Origin of the sequence: Leptospira ainazelensis (assembly GCF_016918785.1) — a bacterium.
Classification (GTDB): domain Bacteria; phylum Spirochaetota; class Leptospiria; order Leptospirales; family Leptospiraceae; genus Leptospira; species Leptospira ainazelensis.
Map to the genome: position 1 here is coordinate 107,967 of NZ_JAFFPT010000027.1, position 26,014 is coordinate 133,980.

Annotated in this window: 19 protein-coding genes; 4 read left to right on the plus strand and 15 right to left on the minus strand. The window is 44.3% G+C overall.

What is annotated here, in order from left to right; all coding sequences use genetic code 11:
- Positions 1-58 precede the first annotated feature (58 nt).
- From JWG44_RS08085 to rimP, 13 genes are all read right to left on the minus strand, one after another.
- Positions 59-1,072 (minus strand): LLM class flavin-dependent oxidoreductase, encoded by a 1,014-nt coding sequence (locus JWG44_RS08085; protein WP_205274454.1) that lies wholly within the window; start codon positions 1,070-1,072, stop codon positions 59-61.
- Between the two features lie 2 nt (positions 1,073-1,074).
- Complete coding sequence (locus tag JWG44_RS08090) at positions 1,075-1,869, minus strand: SDR family NAD(P)-dependent oxidoreductase (RefSeq protein ID WP_205274455.1); 795 nt, start codon at positions 1,867-1,869, stop codon at positions 1,075-1,077.
- A gap of 129 nt (positions 1,870-1,998) precedes the next feature.
- Entirely contained in the window at positions 1,999-2,499 is a 501-nt protein-coding gene (locus tag JWG44_RS08095; RefSeq protein ID WP_205274456.1) for a hypothetical protein, read from the minus strand.
- Positions 2,489-2,854, minus strand: coding sequence for a hypothetical protein (locus tag JWG44_RS08100; protein ID WP_205274457.1), 366 nt, complete (start codon positions 2,852-2,854; stop codon positions 2,489-2,491). Before JWG44_RS08100 ends, JWG44_RS08095 begins: the two co-directional genes overlap by 11 nt.
- Before the next feature lie 469 nt (positions 2,855-3,323).
- On the minus strand, positions 3,324-3,761 hold the full coding sequence (dut, locus tag JWG44_RS08105; protein ID WP_205274522.1) for a dUTP diphosphatase: 438 nt from the start codon (positions 3,759-3,761) through the stop codon (positions 3,324-3,326).
- Between the two features lie 750 nt (positions 3,762-4,511).
- Entirely contained in the window at positions 4,512-5,798 is a 1,287-nt protein-coding gene (locus JWG44_RS08110; RefSeq protein ID WP_205274458.1) for a M16 family metallopeptidase, read from the minus strand.
- A gap of 14 nt (positions 5,799-5,812) precedes the next feature.
- Positions 5,813-7,912, minus strand: coding sequence for a polyribonucleotide nucleotidyltransferase (pnp, locus tag JWG44_RS08115; protein WP_205274459.1), 2,100 nt, complete (start codon positions 7,910-7,912; stop codon positions 5,813-5,815).
- A gap of 11 nt (positions 7,913-7,923) precedes the next feature.
- The gene (gene rpsO / locus JWG44_RS08120; protein ID WP_069609165.1) at positions 7,924-8,190 is read right to left on the minus strand and encodes a 30S ribosomal protein S15; all 267 of its coding nucleotides are present in this window, start codon (positions 8,188-8,190) and stop codon (positions 7,924-7,926) included.
- Between the two features lie 52 nt (positions 8,191-8,242).
- The gene (gene truB, locus JWG44_RS08125) at positions 8,243-9,172 is read right to left on the minus strand and encodes a tRNA pseudouridine(55) synthase TruB (RefSeq protein WP_205274460.1); all 930 of its coding nucleotides are present in this window, start codon (positions 9,170-9,172) and stop codon (positions 8,243-8,245) included.
- Positions 9,129-9,482 (minus strand): 30S ribosome-binding factor RbfA, encoded by a 354-nt coding sequence (rbfA, locus tag JWG44_RS08130; protein ID WP_205274461.1) that lies wholly within the window; start codon positions 9,480-9,482, stop codon positions 9,129-9,131. The genes truB and rbfA overlap by 44 nt, the downstream gene beginning before the upstream one ends.
- A 15-nt stretch (positions 9,483-9,497) precedes the next feature.
- Positions 9,498-12,203: a translation initiation factor IF-2 gene (gene infB, locus JWG44_RS08135; RefSeq protein WP_205274462.1), complete on the minus strand. Its 2,706-nt coding sequence runs from the start codon at positions 12,201-12,203 to the stop codon at positions 9,498-9,500.
- 68 nt (positions 12,204-12,271) lie between these two features.
- A complete protein-coding gene (nusA, locus tag JWG44_RS08140; RefSeq protein ID WP_205274463.1) occupies positions 12,272-13,666 on the minus strand; it encodes a transcription termination factor NusA in 1,395 nt (464 codons plus the stop codon).
- Position 13,667: 1 nt separating this feature from the next.
- Positions 13,668-14,156 (minus strand): ribosome maturation factor RimP, encoded by a 489-nt coding sequence (gene rimP, locus JWG44_RS08145; protein ID WP_205274464.1) that lies wholly within the window; start codon positions 14,154-14,156, stop codon positions 13,668-13,670.
- 199 nt (positions 14,157-14,355) lie between these two features.
- Between rimP and JWG44_RS08150 the strand changes: the two genes are divergently transcribed.
- Genes JWG44_RS08150 through JWG44_RS08160 form a run of 3 tightly spaced genes read left to right on the plus strand, consistent with a single transcriptional unit; the run spans position 14,356 to position 17,607 of the window.
- The gene (locus JWG44_RS08150; RefSeq protein ID WP_205274465.1) at positions 14,356-15,522 is read left to right on the plus strand and encodes an LIC_12708 family protein; all 1,167 of its coding nucleotides are present in this window, start codon (positions 14,356-14,358) and stop codon (positions 15,520-15,522) included.
- The gene (locus tag JWG44_RS08155; RefSeq protein ID WP_205274466.1) at positions 15,513-16,997 is read left to right on the plus strand and encodes an NAD(P)H-hydrate epimerase; all 1,485 of its coding nucleotides are present in this window, start codon (positions 15,513-15,515) and stop codon (positions 16,995-16,997) included. The genes JWG44_RS08150 and JWG44_RS08155 overlap by 10 nt, the downstream gene beginning before the upstream one ends.
- Before the next feature lies 1 nt (position 16,998).
- Positions 16,999-17,607, plus strand: coding sequence for a hypothetical protein (locus JWG44_RS08160; RefSeq protein WP_205274467.1), 609 nt, complete (start codon positions 16,999-17,001; stop codon positions 17,605-17,607).
- Positions 17,608-18,583: 976 nt separating this feature from the next.
- On the opposite strand, the gene JWG44_RS08165 is transcribed toward JWG44_RS08160, so the two are convergent.
- Positions 18,584-20,038 carry a CARDB domain protein gene (locus JWG44_RS08165; RefSeq protein ID WP_205274468.1) on the minus strand — a complete coding sequence of 485 codons (1,455 nt, stop codon included), beginning with the start codon at positions 20,036-20,038 and terminating at the stop codon, positions 18,584-18,586.
- 1,218 nt (positions 20,039-21,256) lie between these two features.
- Entirely contained in the window at positions 21,257-22,411 is a 1,155-nt protein-coding gene (locus JWG44_RS08170; RefSeq protein WP_205274469.1) for a DUF1343 domain-containing protein, read from the minus strand.
- 161 nt (positions 22,412-22,572) lie between these two features.
- On the opposite strand from JWG44_RS08170, the gene JWG44_RS08175 reads away from it, so the two are divergent.
- A complete protein-coding gene (locus JWG44_RS08175) occupies positions 22,573-25,098 on the plus strand; it encodes a cyclic nucleotide-binding domain-containing protein (RefSeq protein ID WP_205274470.1) in 2,526 nt (841 codons plus the stop codon).
- Positions 25,099-26,014 lie beyond the last annotated feature (916 nt).

Consider the following 26,014-nt stretch of genomic DNA (forward strand, 5'->3'; position numbering starts at 1 on the left):
TAGATTTTATCACTTGATAATAGGAAAATAAAATGAACCTTAAAGAGAGATCGTAGAATTAAACGGATGCATTTGACTTTAGATTAAAAGCGTTTGCAAGAAGGCGGTAAGAGCGAAGTCTATCCTCGAAATCGTACGTAATCGTAGTCAAAACCACCTCGTCCACATCATATTCTTCCACAATCTGAAGAATTTCCTCTTTTACCCGATCCGGAGTACCCGCTACCATTCTTCCCCGATTTTGTAAAATCACGGCTTTTTCATATTCGGTATATTCTGTTTGAATTACTTCCTCGTAAGACATCACACCTTCGCTGATTCCTTTTCCTATGTTCAACAACTGTCTATCCATAACCGTCCGTAACTCTTCCGCTTTTTTTTCGGTCTCAGCGCAAAGAACAAAAATTCCCAAACTCGCTTGAGGATAAGCCAAAGATTCAGACGGACGAAAGCGCTCTTTGTATGCTTTCACCGCGTTTGGTCCCCCGTGCGGATTGATAAAATGTGCAAAGGAAAGTGCTAAACCGAAATGAGCCGCGAGAAGCCCGCTCTCCCCGCTCGATGTAAGAATCCACAACTCGGGTATGGTTTCCGATTTTGGAATCGCCTTAACCTTTGTTTGAATCGAATCCTCTTCCGCACGATCGGTAAGAAAACACTGAAGATCCAAGAGTTGTTGTCCAAAATCGTTTCGAACAAATTGAGCACCCGGATTTAGAATAGATGCCGTCAAACGATCGCTTCCGGAGGCTCTTCCTAAACCCAGATCGATTCTTCCGGGAAAGAGCGTTTCCAACATTCTAAAATTTTCGGCCACTTTCAAAGCGCTGTGATTGGGAAGCATCACACCTCCCGCGCCGACGCGAATTCTTTCCGTTTCACCGGCAAGATGTGAAATCAAAACCTCGGGCGTGGAGCCCGCAAGTCCTTGAATATTATGATGTTCTGATACCCAAAAACGAGTAAAGCCGAGTTCGTCCGCGAGTTTAGCGAGTTCAATCGTTTCTAAGACCGCCTGTCTTGCGGAACCTCCTTTTCGGATAGGAGATTGATCCAAAACGCTTAATTTCATATTTAGAATGCCGACTTCACAACTCCCCCGTCTACTCGCATCGCGGCTCCGTTTGTACCGGAGGAAAGGGAACTCGAAAGATACGTAACTAAATTCGCGATTTCATCCACGTTTTCAAATCTTTGAAGAAGAGAAGAAGGACGTGCGTTTTTAAAAAACTCTTTTTCAACGGTTTCGGTGGAAACGTTCCGATTGACCGCCAGATTTTCGATAAATCCGCCGACTCCTTCGGAACGAGTCGGACCGGGTAACACTGAGTTTACGGTAACGTTAGTTCCCTTTGTCAGCTCTGCGAGTCCCCTTGCAAGAGAAATCTGCGCGCTTTTTGTAACTCCATAGTGAATCATTTCTTCCGGGATTTGAATTCCGGATTCGCTGGAGATAAAAAGAATTCTTCCCCAATTCTTCTTTAACATTTTTGGAAGGTAGAATTTGGAAAGTCTTACACCGCTTAATAAATTGATTTCCAAAAAACGAAACCAGTCTTCATCCGGAATTTCGATAAAATCCTTTGGTTCGAAAATTCCGACATTATTGATAAGAATATCGACCTCGGGAAGTTCTTTAAAAATCGAATCGATTTCCTTTTTTTTTCCGAAGTCGGCGATCACTCCTTTTACATCTCCTTTCGGAACCTCTTTTTTGAGTCGTTCGATCGCCTGATCCACCCTCGATTCAGTTCTTCCGTTGATGAATACATTTGCACCTTCGTTTAGCAGTTGTTTTGCGATCGCAAATCCGATTCCCGCGGTGGAACCGGTGACAAGAGCCTTTTTACCTTTCAACATGGTTTCCATTAAATTCAATAACTCCGATTTCTTTAAGAATTAGACAAACTTTAGAATGAATGGAAATTAAAAACGAAGAAATCTTTAGGACTTAGAGTGCCCTCTAAGCTATGAAAAATCGCATTATTTATAAAACTTTTACTTTCTTTCCGGTAATGAAAAAAAATCAGCCAAAGAATCAAACGCAAGCTCCATCTCAAATTCCAGATCGCTCTCAACGCTAACCTCGTCTCCATCTTCGTCCTCGTCTTCAAATTCATCACCGGGATAACCCTTGTGTTTGAGAAGATAAACCGCACACGGATCTTCGGAGTCATAAGTCGGAAATAAGACGAAATTATGGATAAAGTCGTCTTTACCAAACTTTGATTTCAATTCGGCAAAAGCGATAGGTTCATCCGTATCCAGACCTTCTGCAATGGCGATCCGAATACTCTGATCGATCAATCCTCCCATCCGATTGCCTATGTCTTTGATCAGTTCGACTTCGAAGAGTTGGTTTGATTTTTTTTCAACGAATTCCTTTTTAGAAAAATTAATAAATTCTCCACTGAGTATCCTTTCGCTCAAAGGTGCGGGGAGAGTGGTTCCAAAGGCGGCCTGATAACAGTCTAAAAGATATTGATTTTTATCCTTCACTTACTTCTCCATCATATTCTAAATACGTCGACATTTCTTTTTGTAATTTCTTTTCAAGCAAACGAACCGCATAGAATCCGATATTCAAATGCCAGAAAAAAAGCGCAAAAGCGATCGTAAGATCCCGGCTCTGAACAAATTCACCGGATGTATCATCTAACATCTTCAACCCCTTTGCTATCGACCACGTCCATTCATGATCCGTGATAAAAACGATCAAAGAAGGAAGAATGGAAAGAAAAACGGCGTTTCGTCTTGATTTTAAATCGAGCTTTTCCTGAAGAAAATTCTCCAAAATTTTGATTTCCAGAAAAGAAGAAAGGACGAGAAGAATCGAGTAGCGCAGAAAATCCATGACCGATTCCGGAAGAAAAAATTTAAATTTAAGAATATTCAAATAATTAAATATACTATAAAACGAATCAAAGAGGAAAAAGGATATATAAAAAAGCAAACTTGTTAGAATAAAGAACCGAACCTTTTCTTTCGATTCAATGTTTATTTTTGAAAAGGAGCGAAGGATCCAGAGAATCGCCCCTGCAAACGCAAAACCGGAAAAAATAATCGACATATAAGACGAGATCGGAGTCGATCGATCTCGACCAGCATCGAGAATTACATATCCGGAAGAAATGCCCGAACCCAATAAGATCCGGAGAACATGAAACCAGCGAGAAAAATTACTTTCTTCTTCCATCCCTTGCCTTTAAAAAATTTTCGATCCTTCGAAACTATAAATTCAGAAAAGACAACAAATCATATCTTAGAATTCTCGATATTTTTCCTCGAGATCCTTTTTGGAGACGCTTTATAAGAAAGTAACGTTATACGCCCGTTGAACCGAATCCGCCACCACCTCTTTCAGTCTGGTCTGGAAATTCCGCGACGAGTTCCCACTCAGCATACCAGGTTTTTCGGATGAGCAATTGAGCGATTCGCATCGCATGTTCCACAACAAAAGGAGAATCTCCTAAATTTAAGAGTGGAATCATCAATTCTCCTCTGTAATCGCTGTCAATCGTCCCGGGAGAATTCGGGATAAGAATTCGATTTTTAGTAGAGAAACCGGATCGCGGCCGAATCTCAAAATGGTATTCGGAAGGAATCGCAAAAGAAAGCCCGGTGGGAACCAAGGAAACTTTTCCCGGTTCGAGAATTAGATTCGAATCGAGACAAGCGTGTACGTCATAGCCGGCTGAATGAGTCGTTTGCAAGACGGGGAGTTCCGCGTTTGGTTTTAATTTTTTAACTGAGATTTTCATGATTCCGCGAATCTCCTTTCCTAAATATTTCATTCTCTCCGAAAAGAGAATTCCATGTTTTCAGTCGGAATCTCGACAACAATCTTTAAAACATTGGGATTAGGCGAACTTCGCATAAACCCCGCAAACCAACTGTGTCGGAGCTACGACATCACGCCTCACGGTAAAATACACGAACTTCGCATAAACGCCACAGACCACCGTGTCGGAGCTAGGACCTCGGCTTTACATCGAAAATATACGAACTTCGTATAAACGCCCCGCAAATCAACTGCGTCGGAACTACGACATCGCGCCTCAAAGCAAAATACACGAACTTCGCATAAACCCCGCAAACCACCGTGTCGAAGCTACGACCTCGCGCCTCACAACAAAATACGCGAACTTCGCATAAACGCCGCAAACCACCGTGTCGGAACTACGACGTTGCGACTCACAACAAAATACGCGAACTTCGCATAAACCCCGCAAACCACCCTGTCGGAACTACGACCTCGCGACTCACAACAAAATACACGAACTTCGCATAAACGCCCCACAAACCACCAAGTCGGAACTACGACCTCGGCTTTACAGCAAAATATACGAACTTCGCATAAACCCTGCAAACCACCGTGTCGGAGCTACGACATCGCGCCTCACGGCAAAATATACGAACTTCGTATAAACGCCGATCTTATCAAAGTTTCAAAGATATCTGGATTGATTTTTAAAAAGGGAATTCGAGCCCAAGGGAGCTTTGGAAAGAAATTAAAGAGAGAACAATTTCCCGACGGCTTTTTCTTCTTTCGCGCCAAGATTTCCTAACGCGGAAAGATGAAGTTTCGGGACTCCAAAAACGGATTTCGCAAAAAGGTTGAGATCATCCAAAGTGATCGAATAGATCTCTTTTACCCTTTCTTCAAAAGTATAATTTCTTCCATAATAGAGTTCCATGAGAGCGATCGTGTTCATTCGGGACTCTGTCTGCTCATAACTAATAGAAAGAGTTCCTTCGTGATTGGTTTGAGCGTCCCTCAATTCCTTTTCGGTGATCCCATGATCCAAAATCGATTTAAGTTCATCGCTAATCGTTTCCATACATGTGATGAATTTATCCTTCGAAGTGGAACATACGATGCTGTTGATCCCGACATCCGCATACGAAGAAGGATACGCCGTAATCTGGTAACAAAGACCCTTTTCTTCTCTGACCTTCTGAAAAAGTCTGGAAGACGTCCCTCCACCTAAGATATGAGTGAACAAACTGGCCTTCGAAGCGTTGTGGAATTCTCTCTGAAAACCTTCACCGCCTAGAATGAAATAAACCTGTTCCAACTTTTTCTTTTTTGGAAAGTATCCCCATTTTTTTTTGGGAAGAATCAAACCGTTCCCTTCCTGTTTTTTCTTTCTCGTTTTGCTGAAATGTTTTCCGGCAACGGCGAAAATTTCCTCGGGTTCGAAATTACCCGAGATAGAAAGAAACATATTTTCGGTGTGATAGTTCGTATCATAGAACTCTAATAGACTTTTATGACTTACTTTGGAAATGGACTCTCTCGTTCCTATAATGTCTCGTCCCAAAGGATTCTTAGGAAAAAAATTCTGATAGTAGAAGTCGTGGATATAATCTTCGGGAGAATCTTCGTAGCCCTGCAATTCTTCCAAAATCACACCGGCCTCGTTTTCGATATCCGATTGTTTGAGGAGAGGTTCATAGATCATTTCGGATAACAATTCCAAACCGAGATCGAGGTGTTTACCGGCAACGGTAACGTGAAAGTATGTATATTCTCTGGAAGTCGCTGCGTTTGTAAAACCGCCGACTCTTTCGATATCTTCGGCCTGTTCTTTTGCGGTGCGTTTCTCCGTGTCTTTGAAGAGCATATGCTCTAAAAAGTGACAGTAGCCTGCGTTCTTCGGAGATTCGTGTCTGGATCCGACTCGGACAAAAACGCCGGCTGAAACACTGACTGTATGGGGTGCTTTTTGAAAGAGGACCGTAATGCCCCCGGGAAGAACTTTCCTATAGACTTGCTGTGAAGGTTCTTGCTCCAAGGGTGTTGAAATGGTCAGGCTTGTTGTTCTTCTTCGAGAGCGTCTTTTCTGGAAAGATCGATCTTTCCGGTTTTGTCCACATTGAGGACTTTTACACGGATGATATCCCCTTCTTTTACGATGTCCTTGACCGAATTGACTCTTTTAAAATCGATCTTGGAGATATGACAGAGTCCCTCTTTTCCGGGAAGAATTTCGACAAAGGCTCCGAAGTCGGCGATCCGTTTCACCTTTCCTTCGTAGATCTTTCCTACTTCCACTTCGGTGAAAAAACCGTCGACCATTCTCGCGGCTTTTTCCGCAGACTCTTGGTTCGCGCCGGAAATCGTTACGCGACCGTCGTCTTCGATGTAGAGTTCGGCGCCCGTGAGTTCGCTGATTCCACGAACGTTCTTACCGCCAGGACCGATCAATTCCCCGATTCTATCTTTAGGAATGTTTCTCACGATGATTCTCGGAGCCGTTCCCGCAAGATGATCCGCGGCTTTGGAGATATGTTTCTCCATAATATCAAGAATATGGAATCTACCTTTTTGAGCCTGAGTGAAGACGTTTTCAAGAACGTCAAAACTCACTCCGGTAACTTTTAAATCCATCTGGAACGCGGTGATTCCTTTTCTGGTTCCCGCGATTTTGCAATCCATATCTCCGAAATGGTCTTCGAGACCGGCGATATCGGAAAGAACCGCAAATTTTCCGGAAGAATCGGAGAAAAGTCCCATCGCGATTCCGGAAACACTTCCACGGATTGGAACACCCGCCGCCATGAGCGCGAGAGAACCGGAACAAACAGACGCCATAGAACTGGAACCGTTGGATTCTAAAATTTCGGAAACAACACGGATCACATAAGGAAATTCGTCAGGTTTGGGAAGAACGAGTTTTAAAGCTCTTTCCGCTAAGTTTCCGTGACCGATTTCTCTTCTTCCCGGACCGGAAGATCTACGAACCTCGCCTACGGAAAACGCAGGGAAGTTATAATGAAGCATAAAGGACTTTTCCTTTTGTCCTTCCAGAGTTTCGTATCTCTGATTGTCTGACCCGGTTCCAAGAGTCACAACTCCCAAAGACTGGGTTTGCCCCCTTGTAAAAACGGAAGAACCGTGAGGACCCGGAAGGGGATTGATTTCAACGGAGATCGGACGAATTTCGTCTAACTTTCTTCCGTCAAAACGAGTTCCTTGTGTTAGAACCTGCTCACGAACGATTTCGTATTCCAATTCGTGAAGAAAAGATTTGATGTCTTTGATCTTCTCGGATTCTTCCACGGTTTGTTTGAAGAATTCTACGACTTCTTTGTTTACGTTTGAGATTTCTTTGTTACGAGAAGTTTTATCGGAAGTTTGATTCGCGGCTTTGAGTTTTTCAAAAGCGTAATCTTTTACTTTTGCGAGAAGCTCTTCGTCTTTTTTTCTAAGCTTCACTTCTCTTTTGACGACCCCGATCTTTTTCGCAAATTCTTCCTGAAGGGCTACGAATTCGGCGATATGTTTTTGTGCAAAACGAAGAGCTGCGAGCATTTCCTCATTGCTGAGTTCCTTCGCTTCTCCTTCGATCATCACGATATGAGTTTTGGTTCCGGCTACTACCAGATCCAAATCGGAATTTAAGAGTTCTTTGTTGGTCGGATTGAGAACGAGTTCTCCGTCGATTCTTCCGATTCTTGCGCCGCCAATCGGACCGTTGAAAGGAATATCAGAAACCGCTAATGCAGCGCTCGCCGCGTTCAACGCGTGTCCCGCAACGGTGACGTCTCCGTCTGCGGAAAGGACCTGCACCTGCAATTGAACTTCGCAGAAATATCCTTCCGGAAATAAAGGACGAATCGGTCTGTCTATGATTCTTGAGGTTAAAACTTCGTGTTCCGGAGGTTTGGCTTCCCTTTTAAAATAGCCGCCCGGGAAACGACCCACTGAATAGAGTTTCTCGGAATATTCACAAGTCAGCGGAAAGAAGTCTTGTCCTTCTTTTGCATCGTCCGCCGCACAAACGGTAGCGAGCAAAACGAGGTTTCCAGATTTATAAACTACGGAACCGTGAGCCTGTTTCGCCCAGTTACCGGTTTCTAAAACGATAGAATCACGGCCATACTGACCGGAAATTGTATGTGTCATATCGGACTCGCTTACTTACGAAGTCCGAGAGTTTCGATCAGCTTTTTATAACGGTCTAATTCGGTTCTTTTGAGATAATCCAGAAGTTTCTTTCTTTTGCTCACAAGTCTTAAAAGACCTGTTTTAGAATGAAAATCCTTTTTATGAGATTTAAAATGTTCGTTGAGTTCTTTGATTCTCGCGTCAATCAGTGCGACTTGCACTTCTGTGGACCCAGTGTCTCCCGCTTTACGGGCAAAATTACTGATAATTGTTTTTTTCTGTTCAGTAGCTATCATATCGTGAATATACCTTTTTACCATTTTTCAAGTCATAGGCCCCCCTTTAAAGCTAATTTTTAGGGAAGACTCTTAAATATTTATAATCCAACTCGTGAATTCCATGTTCTTCTTTTTTACACCAGGCAAGAATCTCCCCTTCGGGGGAAACGAGCAAAAATTCGGTCGGAGGAATCCATTCCAACTTTGTCTTTCTTCCATTGAGGACGTTTCGAACTTCAGTTCCGGGAATCTCGAGGGTTGGGAATTCTAAGATGGCTTCCGGAGGATGAATTTTGACCTTTCCTTCCAAAAGATTCTCATAAGAATCCGCTTGGTTCAGATGGATCTTTCCGATACTCGTGCGAACCAGTCTTTCCAGACGAAGCGGAAACCCCGCTCGATCAGAGATATCCATCACGATTTTTCGGATATAAGTTCCCGCGGAAACTCGGATCTTAAACTGAATCGATTCCGCGCTAAAATTCCCAAGCTCATACTGATAGATCCGAATTTTTCGGACCGCCGGGACCAGCGCCACACCTTCTCGAAAAAGGTCGGATCTTCTCCGTCCATTCACCTTGAGAGCCGAAACGTCGGGGGCCTCTTGGGTTTCCCAGGTAGGAACCTCGAGAAAAAGTTCCTTCAGGAGATTTTGATTTTCTTGGAACCAGGCGGCGGTTTGCTCCTTGGGAAGGGATTCTAAGATTTCCCCTTCTTTATCACCGGAGTCGGTGGATTCTCCCGGTTTTACCCAGGCTTCGTAGGATTTTTCTTTTTCTAAGAATACGCTGGAAAAACTCGTACAACTTCCTATAGGAAGAATCATGAGTCCGCTCGCCGCTCGATCGAGTGTTCCCGTGTGACCGACTTTTTTTAAACTGAGTTTTTTACGGGCTACCACCACAAGATCCGAAGAAGTCATTCCCTCGGGTTTGTGAATGAGTAAGAATCCGGACTCAGTCCGGCTGGGTTGGCTTTCTGGTAAGTCTGAGTGATTCATCCAAACTCTGAATGTATTCCTCATCCCAGAGGAACTGAATTCTTGGCGCGATTCTTAAACTTAACTTTCCCGATAACGTCGTCTGAAACACTCCGGCGGCGCTATTGAGTCCCGCCAGAACCTTGATCTGCTTTTTCGGGGTGCAGATCGCGGTTACAAAAATCCGCATATTCTTTCCGTCTTCGGAGATTTCCGCTCTGTGAACTGAAATCATATGAACTCTCGGATCCTTGATCTTTCCGGAAAGGATCATCATCGCGACGGTGCGAACCGCTTCCGCTTCGATTTTTTTTCTTCGGATCGGATTCACAGTCCGTTACCCCGGTTACTCAAGCTTACGCTTGATGACGGTAACGTTATACGCTTCGATAATATCTCCGGATTTGAAATCGTTAAACCCATCCACTTGAATCCCACACTCGAATCCGGAAACAACGTCGTTGACGTCGTCTTTGACCCGTTTGAGAGATTTGAGTTTCCCGTCGAATTTGATCACACCGTCGCTGATCACGCGCACATTGGCGGATTTTGCGATTTTTCCGGATGTAACCATACAACCCGCGATATTCCCAACCTTGGAGACTTTGAAAATTTCTCTGATCTCCGCGGTTCCGATAATTTCTTCGATCTTCTCGGGTTCAAGAAGTCCTTCCATCGCGAGTTTAATTTCATCCACAACTTGATAGATGATGTTGTAATATTTGATCTGAACCTGTTCTTTTTCCGCAAGAGCAATGGTCTTCGGATTTGCACGAACGTGAAAACCGATGATCAGAGCATTCGAAGCGGAGGCAAGCATCACGTCCATATCCACGATCGCACCGGCGCCGGATTGGATTACGTTCAACTTCACTTCCGGTGTGGAAAGTTTTTCCAACGATTCTTTGATCGCTTCCGCAGAACCGCGAACGTCCGCCTTGATGATGACCTTGAGTTCTTTCAAAGCGCCTTGTTTGATGAACTCGTTCATATTCTCAAGAGTGACTTTCGAAGCGGATCCGGCTGCAGCGCCGGCGTTTCCGATTCTTTCGAATTCGATTCTATGCTGGGAAATATTTCTGGCTTCTTTTTCATCCGCCATCGCATCAAAAGGAGCTCCTGCATCAGGCACTCCGTCGATGCCGGTCACCTGAGCCGGGAACGCAGGTCCCGCTTCCTCGATCGATTGACCGAGATCGTTGTACATTGCCCGCACACGGCCTGAGAAAATTCCCGCGACAAACGGATCTCCCACGCGCAACGTTCCGTTCTGAATCAGAACCGTCGCAACCGAACCGCGACCTGGATCGAGTTTGGCTTCGATGATCGTTCCTTTGGCTTTCCGTTTTGGATTCGATTTGAGATCCATCACTTCCGCTTGGAGAAGAATCATCTCTAAAAGTTTATCGATACCGATATTTTCCTTCGCGGAAATTTTTACATACATGGTCTGACCACCCCATTCTTCCGTTTGGAGTCCGTGGTTGGCCAATTCTTGCATGATCTTATCCGGATTTGCAGTAGGAAGATCGATCTTGTTGATCGCAACAATGATAGGAACTTCCGCCGCCTTTGCGTGACTGATCGCCTCGAGAGTCTGAGGCATCACCCCGTCATCCGCCGCGACCACTAAGACAACGATATCCGTAATCTTAGCTCCCCGCGCTCTCATCGAAGTAAAGGCTTCGTGACCAGGGGTATCTAAGAATGTGATCAGTCCTCTTGCGGTTCTTACCTGATACGCACCGATATGCTGAGTGATTCCGCCGGATTCGGTGTCGATCACCGAACTGGTTCGAATCGTATCCAACAATTTGGTTTTACCATGGTCAACGTGACCCATGATGGTAACGACCGGAGGACGATTGATATAATCTTCAGGACTGTCTTTTTCTTCTTCGATGATGGTTTCTTCGTAAAGGGAAACCACTTTTACCTTACAACCGTATTCATCCGCCAAAAGGCCCGCTGTTTCCGCGTCGATGATATTGTTGATCGTCACCATCATTCCCATTTTCATGAGTTTTCCGATGACGTCTCCCGGTTTCAGGTTCATCTTTTTGGCGAGTTCGCCTACTTGAACATTTTCTAATATAGTAATTTCTTTTGGAACGGAGATTCCGGAAACTCCCACAACTTTCGATTTTTTGAATCTTTGTTTGAAGAATTTCGTATTCTCCGCGCCGGAAAAGTCTCTCTTATCGGAAGAGGATTTTTCTTTGTCGTGTCCTTTTTTCTTGCTCGCACCGGCGGCCCCTCTTGCTTGAGAGAGTTCCACTTCTGCGGAAGTAATCGGCATAGGGCGCCCGCCCGGCCCGCCGGAACGATTTCCCGGACCACTGCCGCCAAAACGATTTCCCGGTCCGGGAGCCTGTCCCGGTCCACGATTTCCTTGATAACCGCCACCGCCGCCTTGGCCTGGTCCGCGGTTTCCTTGATAGCCGCCACCCTGACCTGGGGGACGACTTCCTTGATAACCCGTTCCGCCGCCTTGGCCTGGTCCGCGGTTTCCTTGATAGCCGCCACCCTGACCTGGGGGACGACTTCCTTGATAACCGCCACCACCTTGGTAGCCACCGCCTTGACCCGGGCCACGGTTGCCCTGATAACCGCCGCCCGTATTCGGACGCGGAGCCGGTCTTGCGATCGGTCTAGATACGATAATGCTGGAATCTTCTTTTTGAAAAGGAGATGGAGACGGAGGATAGGAAGAATCTCCTCCTTGTCCTTGAGAATCGCGAGGAGGTCTTTGCGGAGATCCGTGAGATCCGGAATCCTGCCTTCTCGGAGGTTCTTCGCTTTTGACTTCTCGTTGAGAAGAAGGCGCCTGACGAACGATCGGCGACTGACCGGAATCTCCTCTTGGAGGAAGCGGCGTCACCGGTTTGGACGGAGCAGAAGATTCCGCCGTCGTTTCTTTTTTAGGAGATGCAGAGGCAGAAGGAGACGAAGGTGCTTCATCCCCTTTCTTCTTAATGATCAGCTTCTTGCGTTTTCCCGCATCCGCCGCGCCCTGGAGCGTTTCCTTGATCGTCTTATTTTTATCTTCCATAATTGATACCCTGGCTTTCCGGAGTCACTTAAAAGCTCCGGCTCTGAGAAAAACCCATTCGGGTTTTCTCAGTTATCTTCCACCCATTCTACGGATTCTCTTAAAAGTTTGAGAATCTGTCCGGCGGTTGTATGTCCGATTCCTTGCAGTTTTGCCAGATCGTCTTGACTGTATTCGATCAGGGTTTCCAGATCTTTGATTCCTTCGCTCTTCAAAATTCCCACGATACGGGCTGAGAGACCGGGAAGATCTTCGAGAGGAGTCAGGCCTTCATCCTCTTCTTCTTGTTCAGCCTGAGCCTTGGATTCTTCCGAAGGAGAATAGAAAAGTCTTTCCAACCTTTCTCTCGCTTCCGGAGAAGCCAACTCGGCGTTGTACTGCGCTACGGTTTTGATATCGATTTTATAACCGGCCAACTGAGAAGCGAGCTTCACGTTGGATCCGTTGATTCCGATCGCGAGAGAAAGTTGATCGTCAGGAACGACCACCATCGCCTCTCTTCCGGAACCGTCCACTTTGACTTCCACAGGTTTTGCGGGAGAAATTGCATTCGCGATAAATTCGGATGGATCGTCGGAGGCTTCCACGATGTCGATTCTTTCGTTCCCAAGTTCTCTTACGATGGACTGGATACGAACCCCTTTCATACCGACGCAAGCGCCGACCGGATCGATATCTCCGCGAGTCGCGCGCACCACAACTTTCGTTCGGATGGATGGTTGTCTTGCAACGTTGATGATCTCAACAAGTCCGTCGTAAATTTCGGGGATTTCCATTTCGAAAAGTTTTCGAACAAAATCCGCAGAAGCTCTGGAAAGAGTGATCACAGGAATCGGTTCTCTCGGACGAAGTTCCACTCTTTGAATGATTGCTTTGAGTCTGTCCCCGCTGTGATACTTTTCACCGGGATTTTGTTCCCTGCGAGGCATGATTCCTTCGACTTTCCCGAGGTCGATACTCATCGCGTCTTTTTTCCATCGCTGAAAATATCCGTGAGTGAGTTCTCCTTCCTTCGCCTTATACTCGTTATAGAGAAGTTCCTTCTCCATATCTTTGAGTCTCTGGAAAACCATCTGTTTTGCTTGGCTGGAGATGATTCGAGAAAGTTCCACCGGTTTTTCACGAAAGGAAACGACTGATCCGACTTCTGCGGATGGATCGATCACTTTCGCTTCTTCTAAACCGATTTCGAGCGGGGAAGTCGTGCTTCCTTCCACCACTTTTTTTGCTATTGCTATAACGACGCTGTCTTTGCCGGATGCAAACTCTACTGTGACAGGAGAAGGGGCGTCCGATTCTTCGGATTCTTCCAATCCTTCCAGTCCGGACTTTTTCTTATAGGCGGTTATAAGAGAATCACGTATGACTCCCATAACGGCTTCCCTATCTAGGGACTTGTCCGCACAAAATTGCTGGATTGCTTCCAACAGATTTCCTTCCGATTGTGTCTTCTTAACTGCCATATCAAATACTTACGTAGAGATTCCCTTTCAGTATATCCTTGAGGTTCAGGGTCGTCTGCTTTTTTCCGGCAGATTTTTTACCCTTCTGGAATTTTTCCAAAAGAACCTGGTCCTCAACTCGATCTATTATCCGGAAAATTCCTTCCTGAGGATTCTCTGATTCTCCGGATAGAAAAACCAGACGAACCGGTATTCCCCGGAATCGATCCAGGTCCCCCGGAAGGTCAAGTTTCCTTTCTGCCCCAGCGGAGGAAACTTTAAGAGTATAGTCTAGATCCGGTGAGATCCGTTCTAACTCTTCTTTCAGTTTTCTGGAAACTTGCTCACATTCCAGAAGGCTGACTGAACCATACGGATGTTCAAGATTGTCCAAGACAACCTCGATCAGCGAGTGGTTAGGCCTTTGGTTGACCTTTAATGAGTACAGCTTGACAGGCAAATGCAAGGCTCCATCCAGAATCGTCCCGATTTCTTCCTTGCTTACTGTCAAACCCCGGCCTTATAGAGAGAAAACTCACAAATGATTGAATTTTTCCTGATATCCTAATCAAACTATTCAAATTTGGCTACAGTGTAAAGTAAAAAAAGCCACGGATTCCGCGAGCGATTGAATTCCTTGGATTATTGCTTGTTTTCCAATCGATCCATTGGAATGGTATCGTTACATTCCCAGATCCAACCAGGTTTTCATGAGAAATCTCAATCCAATCTCCCGCATCCGCTCCCATAAGAGAAGAATTTCGATTCTTTCTTTTGGAATCGTTTTGATCCTCGTTGCAATTGCAAGTTGCACCCGATTCAAAGTGGACAATTACAATTCTTATCTTTATGGAAGAATCAAGTTAGGCAATACTCTCGCGGACGTTCAGGCAAAAATTTTGAACGGAGTTCCGACCAATCTTCCGCAGACGTTGCCCGTTGTTGGAGGCAAGATCTACGTCCCCGACTTCGAACAATCCTTGTTAAAAGTTTTCGCAACGGACGGGGAATTAAAATTCATATTAGGAACTTTGAAGGAGAAAGTCGGAGATAAATACAAGTTGATCCCGGCAAAGATAGGAAAGATCGGACTTGTTGCGGTGAACGGTGACGAAGACATTTATCTTCAATCCAGAACCGGAAAAGAAGAACAACCCAAAGTGGATCCCGCGACCGAAGACATTTTTTTAAAGAAGAGCGGCTCGTTTGATACGGAATACAGAGAGGCAACCCCTTCCGCCATTCTTCACTTTTCAGACGCTGGAAAATTATTAAATACGATCTATGTCGAAGGAACGAACGGAAACACTCCTTTCGGCTATATCGAAAGAATGGAAACCGGAGAAGACGATCTCCTTTTTGTGTTTCACAAGTCGAACGGTGAAATGAAACTTTCAGTATACGAAAAAGGCGCTTTGTTACGATCGATCGGGGCTTCCAATTTTTCGGACGTCGTCTCGGATTCTGATTCGACTCAGGTGCGTTTAGAGACGATTCTTCCGCATCTGGAAGGAAAATACGCGGTCGCTTCGTTTAGCATTTTTGATAAGAAGAATTCCCGTTTTAAATCCAGAAAGATCTTTAAATACGACTTCGAAACAAAGTCAGCGACTCCGATCAAAGAAATCCAGGATCCTTCCGAGTCTTTGTATTGGATCTTAAAGGATAACAACTTCTTTCTCTGGGAAACCGAAACCGAAGAGGAAAGTTCAATTCGTCTTCAAGTTCACGACGACGAAGGAAATCACGTAAACAATATCCGACTCAACTATCTTCCTCCGAGAGGTCTTTGGAGAGAAACCTGGATGGATCTGAACGACGAGATCTATTCCGCAAGAATCAAATCCGGGTATCTGGAAATTCATAAATGGAAATAAGGTTTTCCGAATATTCAGAACCTCTGTTTGACGATCAAGAAAGCAGGGATCTGGATCGGAAAACGATCGTAGAATTCGGAATTTCGGGCTCTCATCTCATGGGCTTTGCGGCCCTTTCTATCTATCAACAATATCGAAAAAAGATCCTTTGGGCGGATTCCGTCTATATTCTTTGCGGAAACGGAAACAACGGTGGTGACGGGCTCGCCCTCGCCTTTTTTCTGATCCAGGAAGAAAAAGAATCCAAAGTTTTTTTAAAAGAAGGAACTCTTTCCGAAGAATCGGAATATTATAAAAATCTGTTTTTGCGATCCGGAGGGAAAATTCTAAATTTAGAATCCGACCCGCTTTTGTTCGAAGGCGAGAACATCTGCATCATCGACGCGCTTTTGGGAACGGGTTTTCAACCTCCGATCCGGGAACCCTACGCTTCTCTTTTTGAAATAATCCAAAGACAAAAAAAAAGAAGCCCGAAGAGAACTTTTATCCTGAGCATCGACGTAGTTTCCGGTTTTTCGGAAGAATCCGCTCTACCTTTCGAAGTCGATGCGTTAGCCGAAATTGGAATGAAAAAATGGAGAAATCGTTTTTTACCAAACGAAATCAGAAAAACATTCCATAGAATCGGATTTCCGATCTCGCAGAAAAGAGATTCCGATCCGGATTCTAAGATTAAAAAAACTCTTTGGAAAAGAATTCCGGATTCTTCTTTGAAAAAGTCGTTAAAAAGAGAGGAAGATTCCCACAAATACAAAAACGGTTCTTTGCTTTTGATCGGGGGTTCTCAAGGACTGACGGGGGCAGCATTGTCTTCGGTTCTCGCATTTCACGAGTTAGGCGGTGGAATTTCTTTGCTCCTGAGTCCTTCCGCAAAAACGGTTCGTTCCGTTTTAAAAAAAGATCCTTCTTTGATGGTGGATGAGATCGGGGATTCTTCCCAAATTCTTTCCAGACCCTTTGTCCAAAAGGCTTCCGTTTTTTTATTCGGTCCCGGCTTAAAACCGGAAGAATGTCCGGTTTTGGATCTGCCAAAAGACAAATTTTGCGTATTAGACGCCGGGGCCATCGGCGTATACAAAGATAAAATTCTCCATGAGAAGGTTTTGATAACCCCGCATACGGGTGAATTGGAAATGCTTCTAAACTCGAAAATTAAAAACGTCTCGGATGGAATTTCACTACTAAAAGATTATACGAGATCCTTTCGAGTTTATATCCTCTGGAAAAGACATTCATCTTTCCTAATAGACCCTAATGGAAATTTATTTTTTTGGGAAAAAACGGAACCGAAATTGGCCGTGATGGGAACGGGAGATCTTTTAGCGGGAATCTTGGCGTTTTTTCTTTCGAGAGGTTTTGCGATTCCGAACGCTACTCAACTTTCCTTTTCATTATTGACGAACGCCGCGAGAAGATCCAAAAACTTTCCGACGGCTTCGGGGATTCGGAAACGTTTACAAAAGGGAGGAAATTAAAATGGGCGGCGGTTATCATTCTCGTTCTCCTGAAGAATTTAGAAAATTCTTAGAAGAAAGTCGCAAACGATCCAGCTCGGGTAAATTCTCAAGAGTTAAGTTGATCTTTGTCCTCAATCTTGTTTTGATCGTTTTGGTCATCGGGATGGTTGTAAGAACGATGACTCCCGGCGCTTTTGCGGTTCAATCCTCCTCTTCAAAATTAAAAATCGGTCCGGCCCTCGTTTATGCAAAATCGAGCCGGGAAGGAAAAGAGGGAGTTCCTACTTTTTTCCTATTTATGAAGAATGAAGGCGATTCCAAAGAACTTCGTTTTCCGGAAAAAAATAGAAAGTTTAGAATTTTCTTAAGTAACAAAGAAGGTTTAAAGTGCCTGGAAGCGGATTGGGAAGTAATGGAAAGAAATTTAGATCCGGGTAAGATCGAATTCGCAAGATTCCAATTTGACGAAAAGGAATTTGTTTCCCTTCCCCCAGATTGCAAGATTCAACCCGAAGGTAGCTTTTTGGAAAGAATTTTCCGGAGGACCTCCGTTAAGAACGGTTTAAAATTGGAGATTCGGATTTCAGGAATTGAGGAAGAAAAAATTCTTACGATTCAAAACCTTTGAACCGTTCTCCGCCTCGAGTTTCGAAAACACTTTCAGCGGGATGATTCGAGTCCTAGGCAATCCCCTTTTGATTCAAACTTTTTTAAGGTAGTTTTGTTGGAACTGCTACGAACTCGTCCCGCCCGCGTTTAGGCGAACTTCGGATAACTCCAATGGACCTGTGAAAAACGAATACATCGCTGATGTTTAGGCGAACTTCAGATAACTGCAATGGACGTGTGAAATCGAATACATCGCTTGCGTTTAGGCGAACTTCAGATAACTGCAATGGACGTGTGAAATCGAATACATCGCTGGTGTTTAGGCGAACTTCAGATAAAGCGCAATGGACCTGTGAAAAACGAATACATCGCTTGCGTTTAGGCGAACTTCGGATAAGCACAATGGACCTGTGAAAAACGAATACCCCGCCCGCGTTTAGGCGAACTTCGGATAAAGCGCAATGGACCTGTGAAAAACGAATACATCGCTTGCGTTTAGGCGAACTTCGGATAAGCACAATGGACAGGCTGTGAAAATCGAATACCCCGCTCGCGTTTAGGCGAACTTCGGATAACCGCACGCAACATCTCCGGCGGTCGGAGTTCCGACGTAACAGCAAAGAACGGGGCTGTGAAAAATCAACACCCCGCTCGCGTTTAGGCAAACTTCGGATAAGCACGTACAGCGTCTCCGGCTGTCGGAGTTCCGACGAAGCAGCGAAGGACGGGCTGTGAAAATCGAATACGTCGCTCGCGTTTAGGCGAACTTCAGATAACAACCCGTCGTTATCGATCTCGTGAATCAAAGATGGATCCATGGTGAAGACTTCGGGTATTCGACAGAATAACAGACAAACCTTTTTGTAAATCAAACGTAGATTCAGAACTAAATTCTAAAATACCGGATTGTTTTTTTGTGATTCTAAAATCAAAGATTCCGTTCGAGAAAATCACGAACGGAATCTTGCATTGGAAAATTCTCCAACCTCTTTCAGCTATTGGGTGCAAAGACCGGCGGGAATCGTAACTTCGGGATATTCCCTGTAACGGTTATTATTAGGGTTCCAATCATCGATCCAATGACGGCTGTTGACTTCTATAGAAAAAGAATGTCTTCCTCCCATATAAGAAGGATTCCCTATCAAATAATAGATAGGAAAAGTAACCGTGATCGTCTGACCTGGGAGAATGGATGGAATGCCGGTGCCGTTTCCCCAATTTACCACACGAACATTCGTATCGATGGCGGATATCATTCCCACATCCAACCTCTCTTCACTTGCAACCTTTCCTATATTCTTTATATCGGCCGTTACCAAGAGAATGGGAGTTTGAGGACGACATTCACCGCTGAGAGCGATAGAGGCGTTCGTGATAGTAAGGTCCGGCAGCTCATCCGAAATAACTTTTATCTTTCTGCAGTATGTATTGTTCGTTTCATCGAGCTCATGCACCTTTTTGCCTGGATCGATTCTTGCGCATAAATAATACTCCCCAAGAGGCGTATCCAATGGAAGATACATTGTTTCTTGCGGTAACCGTGAATAACTATTTCCCGGACGGTCCTGAGTATTGCTGATTCTTCCCCCTCGTAGCAAAGCGTCTTCCTTAAAAGTCGACGAATAGATGGCATAACCTTCGGGAACAATTTGGTCTTTCGAAATTATATAGTCCACCATATAGCCTTCATGAGTTGTATTACTTCCGTGCGCAAAACCGGTTCCGAAGTTTGCTACCTTCGTGATTACTTTAGAACTGATTTCTTCACCAGGGGCTACCCTATCGTTCACGTCAAAACTCAATGTGAGATCGGGTAAATCCGATTCTTTTTGAATTCCACAACCGTTTGAAGAAACCGAAACGACATTGTTATTCGGATTTGATTCATCTCCAAGTCCGATGAGTTCCGCTTTGATCTTCAATTCTGAGCGCGGGTCATCAATGTCCGGAATGTAATATTCGGTATTGAATTCGATCGATAGTGATTCTCCAGGAAGTAGATCCTTCAGTTTTTTTCTATCGGTAGGATTTTGTCCCGGATTCGATTTGAGATTCGCTTTTGTTACCGCGAAAGAACCTTGAGAAGCGTCCATACGAAAGGGCCCTTTTCCTATATTCCTTATCCAAAGAGTCAAGGAAGTCATACAACGTGTTTTATGTTGATTGTGATCGTCTTTCCAAGAAGAAAAAAGCTGCGAACGTATGAGTAAATCCGGAAGATCTTGATTCCCTCCCGACTTCGCCAGATTTTCGTTTGGATTTTCTGAATCCGACGTGGCCAAAAATTCTTCCGCACCCACGGATCCGCTCGTATCGGAAGAACCAATTGTATTCAATAACAAGAAGGAAGCGGAAGTATCTTCCTTTTTTTCTCCTCCACAATGGAGAAGCGAAAACAAGACTGTCAACGAAACCAAAGTTCGCACGGTTTTTTGTAGATGTGCATTCATATTTATCTCCTAATATCCCGCTTAGGAAACGAAATTGACCGGAAGTTTGTGCCAGGTTTAAAAGTTTTTTTATCGGAAATATCCGCCTAAAAAAAGGGAATAAAATCCAAAACGCAGGCTTTTTCAGCGCATTTTTCAAAAATTTAGAACGGACGGAGGATCAATGATCCGGAGACAAAAAAAATACGGGTCCGAGAAACGTTTCGTTAGAATGCCGTTTTGGAAGAAGCCGGTCAAATTCAAAGCTTAGAATCCCCGAGTCGAAGAATGGTCGATTGTCGAGCTCCCTATTTACTCGTTTAGAAAGGATTGAACGATGGATTTCGTCTTTGGAAAGAATGGAATGGTAAAGATCCAATTGCACTGCGTTTATACGAACTTCGCATAGTTTCACAAGTTCGCTCATTTTTTACAGATACAAATAGGGTCCTTGCCCTGACTCTCGTCGGAGTTCCTACGACGGTGTATCTCGTTCCTCGCGTTTAGGCGAACTTCGCATAGTTTCACAAGTTCGTTCATTTTTACAGATACAAATGGGTCCTTGCCCTGACTCTCGTCGGAGTTCCTACGACGGTGTATCTCGTTCCTCGCGTTTATACGAACTTCGCATAATCCCTTTTAAAGGTCAAAATCTATGCTCCTTTTACTAATTCTCGTTGGAGTTCCTACGTTAGACAAGAAATGCCTAAGTGAACAGACCTAACTCCGCGTTTAGGCGAACTTCGGATAAGCGCGCGCAGCATCTCCGGTGGTCGGAGTTCCGACAAAGCAGCGAAGGACAGTTTGTGAAAAACGAATACATCGCCCGTGTTTAGGCGAACTTCAGCTAAGCGCAATGGACCTGTGAAAAACGAATACATCGCCCGCGTTTAGGCGAACTTCAGCTAAGCGCAATGGACCTGCGAAAAACGAATACATCACCCGTGTTTAGGCGAACTTCAGCTAAGCGCAATGGACCTGTGAAAAACGAATACATCACCCGTGTTTAGGCGAACTTCAGCTAAGCGCAATGGACCTGTGAAAAACGAATACATCGCTCGCGTTTAGGCGAATTTCGGATAACTGCAATGGACGTGTGAAAAACGAATACGTCGCTCGTGTTTAGGCGAACTTCGCATAAACTCACAAAAACTCAAACGCAAAAACCTAAAAAAAAGAGAAACAACCCGTTGCCGAATCGAAGTATAATTTTTTGCTGAAAATAAACTAAATTCTTAGTTAGAATTTTGTTTCCAAAATGCCTTTGCACTTTTTCTTCCAAACCCTCTCTTCTTCTTTCAGATATTCGAATACAATAAAATCCGAATGTTCTCCGTTCAGATAATCCAAAAGAAAACGATCTCCTACCAACAATTCAATCGCAGGTTTATCGGAACGGAATTCGTAAGCGCCGTCTCGATAGGAAAATTCCTTCGGATATTCTTCTCTCAACAATCGAACGAGTTTTAGGGAAAAAAACAAACTATGAAACTTCTCCGGCTTTTTTAAAAGAATCTGATAACCTCCGCAGATTTCATCCTTGTGTTTGTGAAACGTAGGAATGAACTTCAAAGGCCGGAGAACAAAACTTTCCTTTTGAAAATTCTCCAGTTCCTTTCTTATCCTTTCGTTCCCTTCTCGGATATAAGGAGCGCCGAAAGTTTCAAAAGGACGCGTAGTCCCCCTCCCTTCGGAGAGATTGGTTCCTTCCAAAAGACATTGCCCTGAATAAACATAACAAGTGGAGATAAAAGGAATGTTTGGAGAAGGCGGAATCCATAAGAATTCGGAATCCTTCTTTGAATACCAACCGTCCCGGACGACTTGTATCCTTAAGTTGAGGGAAAATTCTTCCTTATAATAAGTGAGCAATTCTCCGGGAGAAAGTCCGTGTCTGTGTAAGACGCTCCTTACTCCCACGAAGGATTCGTATTCTTCCTGTAGAGGTGTTCCTTCGATTCTTCTTCCCGCCGGATTTGGAGAATCCAAGACCAAAACGGAAATTTTTTCTTTCCCGGCGTTGTTCCACTTACTGATCTCTTCCAAAAAATAATAAGCCGTAGTTAGGAAAGTGTAATAACGGGCGCCCGTGTCTCGGATATCTACGATCACAAGATCCAATCCTTCCAGGGATACGGAATCCGGAACGAGACTGGATTCATGATCTCCATAAAGATTGATAAATTCCACACCCTCCAAATCGTATCTCAGGTGAGAACCCGAAACCTGATCCTGAAGCTCCGCGAAAAGTCCGTGTTCCGGTAAAAAGATTTTTTTAAGATCATAACGTTTTTGAATGGTCCGAAAATGATATTCTCCATCGAGTCCGAAAGCGCTCTGATTTGTGATCATTCCGATTCTGGAAACACGAAGAAGTTTTTCGATTTTATTCATCGTTCTTTATGGTTTTCAAGTGGCATAAGGAGTCAAGTTTTCCAAGAATCCAACTCGATTCTTCGCGTTGAAAACTGGTTTTTTCTCAAGTCCCGAAAAAAAGTGTTTTCCGTATGGATTAGGAATAGTTTCTTTTTCATTTAACCTTCGATAATCTAACTATGGCATTTGATCCTTCAGTTCCACAACAACAAGCCCAGGCTCCCGCAGGAACTCTCCTTTTTCCGGAGGGTTCTCCCGCAAATACACTAAACGTGCTTCACAGTGGAACGGTTCGTTATTTAACCGAAATCCCGGGTGGAAGAAAACTAGAACTTTTCAGACTCAACGGCGCCAATCTCACTCCGGGTTCCGTCGCTCTTTTTACGAGCGGGAGATATCCCTTCCATCTCCAAGCCGAAGAAGCCTGCGTGATCTCCACTTACGCGATGAATTCCCAAACGATCGGAAAGAGCATCGGTTCGAGAGTTTCATTAGGAATGATGGTCGCAAGGACCCTCCTAAGAGAAGTCACTGAACTTTTTAAAAAAGCAAACCAGATCCGAAAGATCACTTCGGAAATCGAAAAGGTAAACGATAACCTTTCCATTCTCTATTATCAATTCAATCCGAGTGTTTTTCCCGATATCAAACCGGGTTCTCCGATTCCCGAAGTTTCCGCAGACGTCGTGGATCCGGTGATGCGACTTTGCAGGGAGAATCTGAAATTATTTTTTGACAATGGCGGTCTTCTTCCCGATAGGCCGAGTCCTCAATTCTTAGAAGAAGAACACGAATCCCAACTCACAAGACTCTACCCCGAAGAGATCGATTTTCAAGACGGGGAATTTAATTTTATCCGAAAACTCGTCCTTCAAGATCCTAAAATTCTGAACGCACTTTTTACCGCAGATCCTTCGATGCTTACATACGTTTGTGTAAAACTCGCAAACGTCTTAGAGCAGATTTCCGGGATTCTCAAAACCTGTCTTACGGATTTGGACGAGGCCTTTCAACTCTTCTTCGTGGGTGAAAGCAGTCTCGTAGAAAAATTCTATCTCATCTTGGATATTACGTCTTCGGGTTATGGAACCGCTCCCGCAGAATTCGTAATTCCGGTTTTAGGGGCAGTCGCTGCAAAAATTGAAAAGTATAAGAATGGTCATCAAGCGCTTTTTGGAGTTCCGGTGACAGGTATTTCGCCTAACGCGGCCGCGTTCTTATCCAAAGCGGGCACACTCGCAAAGAAGATGGAAGAGACCGCTCCCAAAACGGCCGCCCCTACTTCTTCCGCGATTACCGCCGGAGTGGACGTGGAAGCGATCCGCAAAGAACTCGACAACTCCGCTTCCGTTATCATCCAATTTTCAGGTTTGGACGCGGAGAGAATAAAAGAATTCTCCGCTCTTATGGTGAAAGTAAAAAGTTTGAAAAATCCTCTCGATCCTGAAGGAGACATTCGAAAGGTTCGGAGAACTTTAGGAAGACACTATTGGGACATGTATCAGGCCTGTTTTATGAAATACATGAATTCGAATCGGAACGTCCCCAAAGCGGTCGATCTCATGCTAAAATACGGCTTTTTCGATGAGACGATGGTGGACGATTCTCAGATCGCCTTTATGTACACTCATAAGGACACGATGAACTTTACTTCGGACATTCCCATTTCCATCGGAACCGAATGGCTGGAGAGAGTTTATAAGAGAGAAATTCCGACTTCCTTGGACGAGATGGGACAAAACTTTTTCGAAAAAGTGAAGATGGAAAACAGAACCATCAATATCAAAAAAGAATCGGACATTCCTCCCGAACTCGACAACCCGGATACAAGATTGAAGTTCGAGTTCGCTTCCCTTTACGAGGCAAACGTTAGACTCACTTCGGGAAGTCCTGCGACTCATTTCCCGATTCTTACCAAATTTCACAGTCAGATGGCGATCGATAAATCCTACGTTTCTAAAAAAATTCTTACCGACGTGGTTCATGATTTGATGGCGATCGATTACTCGGTTTTTCATAGGGAAGTCATCTACAATAACAACGAGTTGGGAATCACAAAAGAATTTATTCAGAAATGTGTGATTCCCGATTTTGTCTTAGTTCCTTCTATCGGAACCAAGGTTATGATGTGGCAGGATCTTTCGGTTCATAGAGGGGCCGGTTCCAAAGAAAGTCCTGGAAGAATCGTGGTTCCTATCTTTTCGCAAGGCGATCTGAAAACGATGATCTCGGACGCTCTCGCGGCCTTTCGTTGGGAACTTACAAAATCCATTCTCGGTGCGGAATGGAACAACGTCGGTAATCCCTCGATCACCGCGGATTATACGGATTACATTCAATTCTTTAAGAAGAATAAAGACCTTTCCATCGAAATCAAAGAGAAACTTGCGGGAGACTTCAAACGTTTTCGAAACGATAGGGATATCTTTGCAAACGATTATCAACTCTGGATCAAATATGAATCCGACGGTGTTCAGAGACTCAACAAGGTCGTAAGAAGTATTTTTTATCGTCACATTCCTTTTAGCAGACCGATCCGGGAGAAAGTTGCCAAAACTCCTGCCTTCGGAGAGATCCATAACCGTTTTATCAACATTCGAAATCGCAAATATGTCGAATTAGAAAACCGATATAAAAAATATCTCAACGCGTTAGGCTCCCTTCCGGACCCTTTGCGGGAGAATCTGGAATTCTACCGGGTTTGAGTTGTTTTCCTTTTGAATTCTCGAATTTAAAAACCTCCCCCAAAAAGAGGTGTTTCGATTTTTTCTCGAATCCTTTAAGACCGAAAACCGCCATCTTTTAGGAACAAAAAGATGGCGGATTTGGAATGTTCAAATCCGGAAACAATCAGCCCAGCCTGCAGAAGATTAAACCGATGATAAAAATTTTTGAATTTACTAAAACTTGATTCAATGGGCAAGAAGTGAATAAGAAAGCTCGAGAAAGATTCAAGGTTCGAACTTAAAAAGAGGACACTTTGCCGGCTGTGCGCTGCGTTTAGGCGAACTTCGTATAAGTCGCGCCGTTGGTTGGAAGATAAACCTGGTCATCCAATCTTTTTGTCGGAACTACGACGGACTATTATCTTTAAAACGCTGCGTTTAGGCGAACTTCGCATAAATGAAACGAATTGTATTATCGAGGGCTTGCGGATATCAGAATGTTGGAACTACAACAACGATCATCTTCTTTGAAATTCCGCGTTTAGGCGAACTTCGCATAAGTCGCGCCGCTGGTTGGAAGATAAACCTGGTCCAACCTTTTTGTCGGAACTACGACGGACTATTATCTTTAAAACGCTGCGTTTAGGCGAACTTCGCATAAGTCGCGCCGTTGGTTGGAAGAAAATCCGGTCCAACCTTTTTGTCGGAACTACGACGAAAAGAACTTTGTAAGTTACGTGTTGCGTTTAGACGAACTTCGCATAAATGAAACGAATTGTATTATCGAGGGCTTGCGGATATCAGAATGTTGGAACTACAACAACGATCCTCTTTGAAATTCCGTGTTTATGCGAACTTCGCATAAGTCGCGCCGTTGGTTGGAAGATAAACCTGGTCCTCCAATCTTTTTGTCGGAACTACGACGGACTATTATCTTTAAAACGCCGCGTTTATA

Bases quoted from the DNA above. Each gene is read 5' to 3' on its own strand.
- JWG44_RS08085 (WP_205274454.1), bottom strand. From the start codon at position 1,072: ATGAAATTAAGCGTTTTGGATCAATCTCCTATCCGAAAAGGAGGTTCC.
- JWG44_RS08090 (WP_205274455.1), bottom strand. From the start codon at position 1,869: ATGGAAACCATGTTGAAAGGTAAAAAGGCTCTTGTCACCGGTTCCACC.
- JWG44_RS08100 (WP_205274457.1), bottom strand. From the start codon at position 2,854: ATGGATTTTCTGCGCTACTCGATTCTTCTCGTCCTTTCTTCTTTTCTG.
- dut (WP_205274522.1), bottom strand. From the start codon at position 3,761: ATGAAAATCTCAGTTAAAAAATTAAAACCAAACGCGGAACTCCCCGTC.
- pnp (WP_205274459.1), bottom strand. From the start codon at position 7,912: ATGACACATACAATTTCCGGTCAGTATGGCCGTGATTCTATCGTTTTA.
- rpsO (WP_069609165.1), bottom strand. From the start codon at position 8,190: ATGATAGCTACTGAACAGAAAAAAACAATTATCAGTAATTTTGCCCGT.
- truB (WP_205274460.1), bottom strand. From the start codon at position 9,172: ATGAATCACTCAGACTTACCAGAAAGCCAACCCAGCCGGACTGAGTCC.
- infB (WP_205274462.1), bottom strand. From the start codon at position 12,203: ATGGAAGATAAAAATAAGACGATCAAGGAAACGCTCCAGGGCGCGGCG.
- nusA (WP_205274463.1), bottom strand. From the start codon at position 13,666: ATGGCAGTTAAGAAGACACAATCGGAAGGAAATCTGTTGGAAGCAATC.
- JWG44_RS08150 (WP_205274465.1), top strand. From the start codon at position 14,356: ATGAGAAATCTCAATCCAATCTCCCGCATCCGCTCCCATAAGAGAAGA.
- JWG44_RS08155 (WP_205274466.1), top strand. From the start codon at position 15,513: ATGGAAATAAGGTTTTCCGAATATTCAGAACCTCTGTTTGACGATCAA.
- JWG44_RS08160 (WP_205274467.1), top strand. From the start codon at position 16,999: ATGGGCGGCGGTTATCATTCTCGTTCTCCTGAAGAATTTAGAAAATTC.
- JWG44_RS08165 (WP_205274468.1), bottom strand. From the start codon at position 20,038: ATGAATGCACATCTACAAAAAACCGTGCGAACTTTGGTTTCGTTGACA.
- JWG44_RS08170 (WP_205274469.1), bottom strand. From the start codon at position 22,411: ATGAATAAAATCGAAAAACTTCTTCGTGTTTCCAGAATCGGAATGATC.
- JWG44_RS08175 (WP_205274470.1), top strand. From the start codon at position 22,573: ATGGCATTTGATCCTTCAGTTCCACAACAACAAGCCCAGGCTCCCGCA.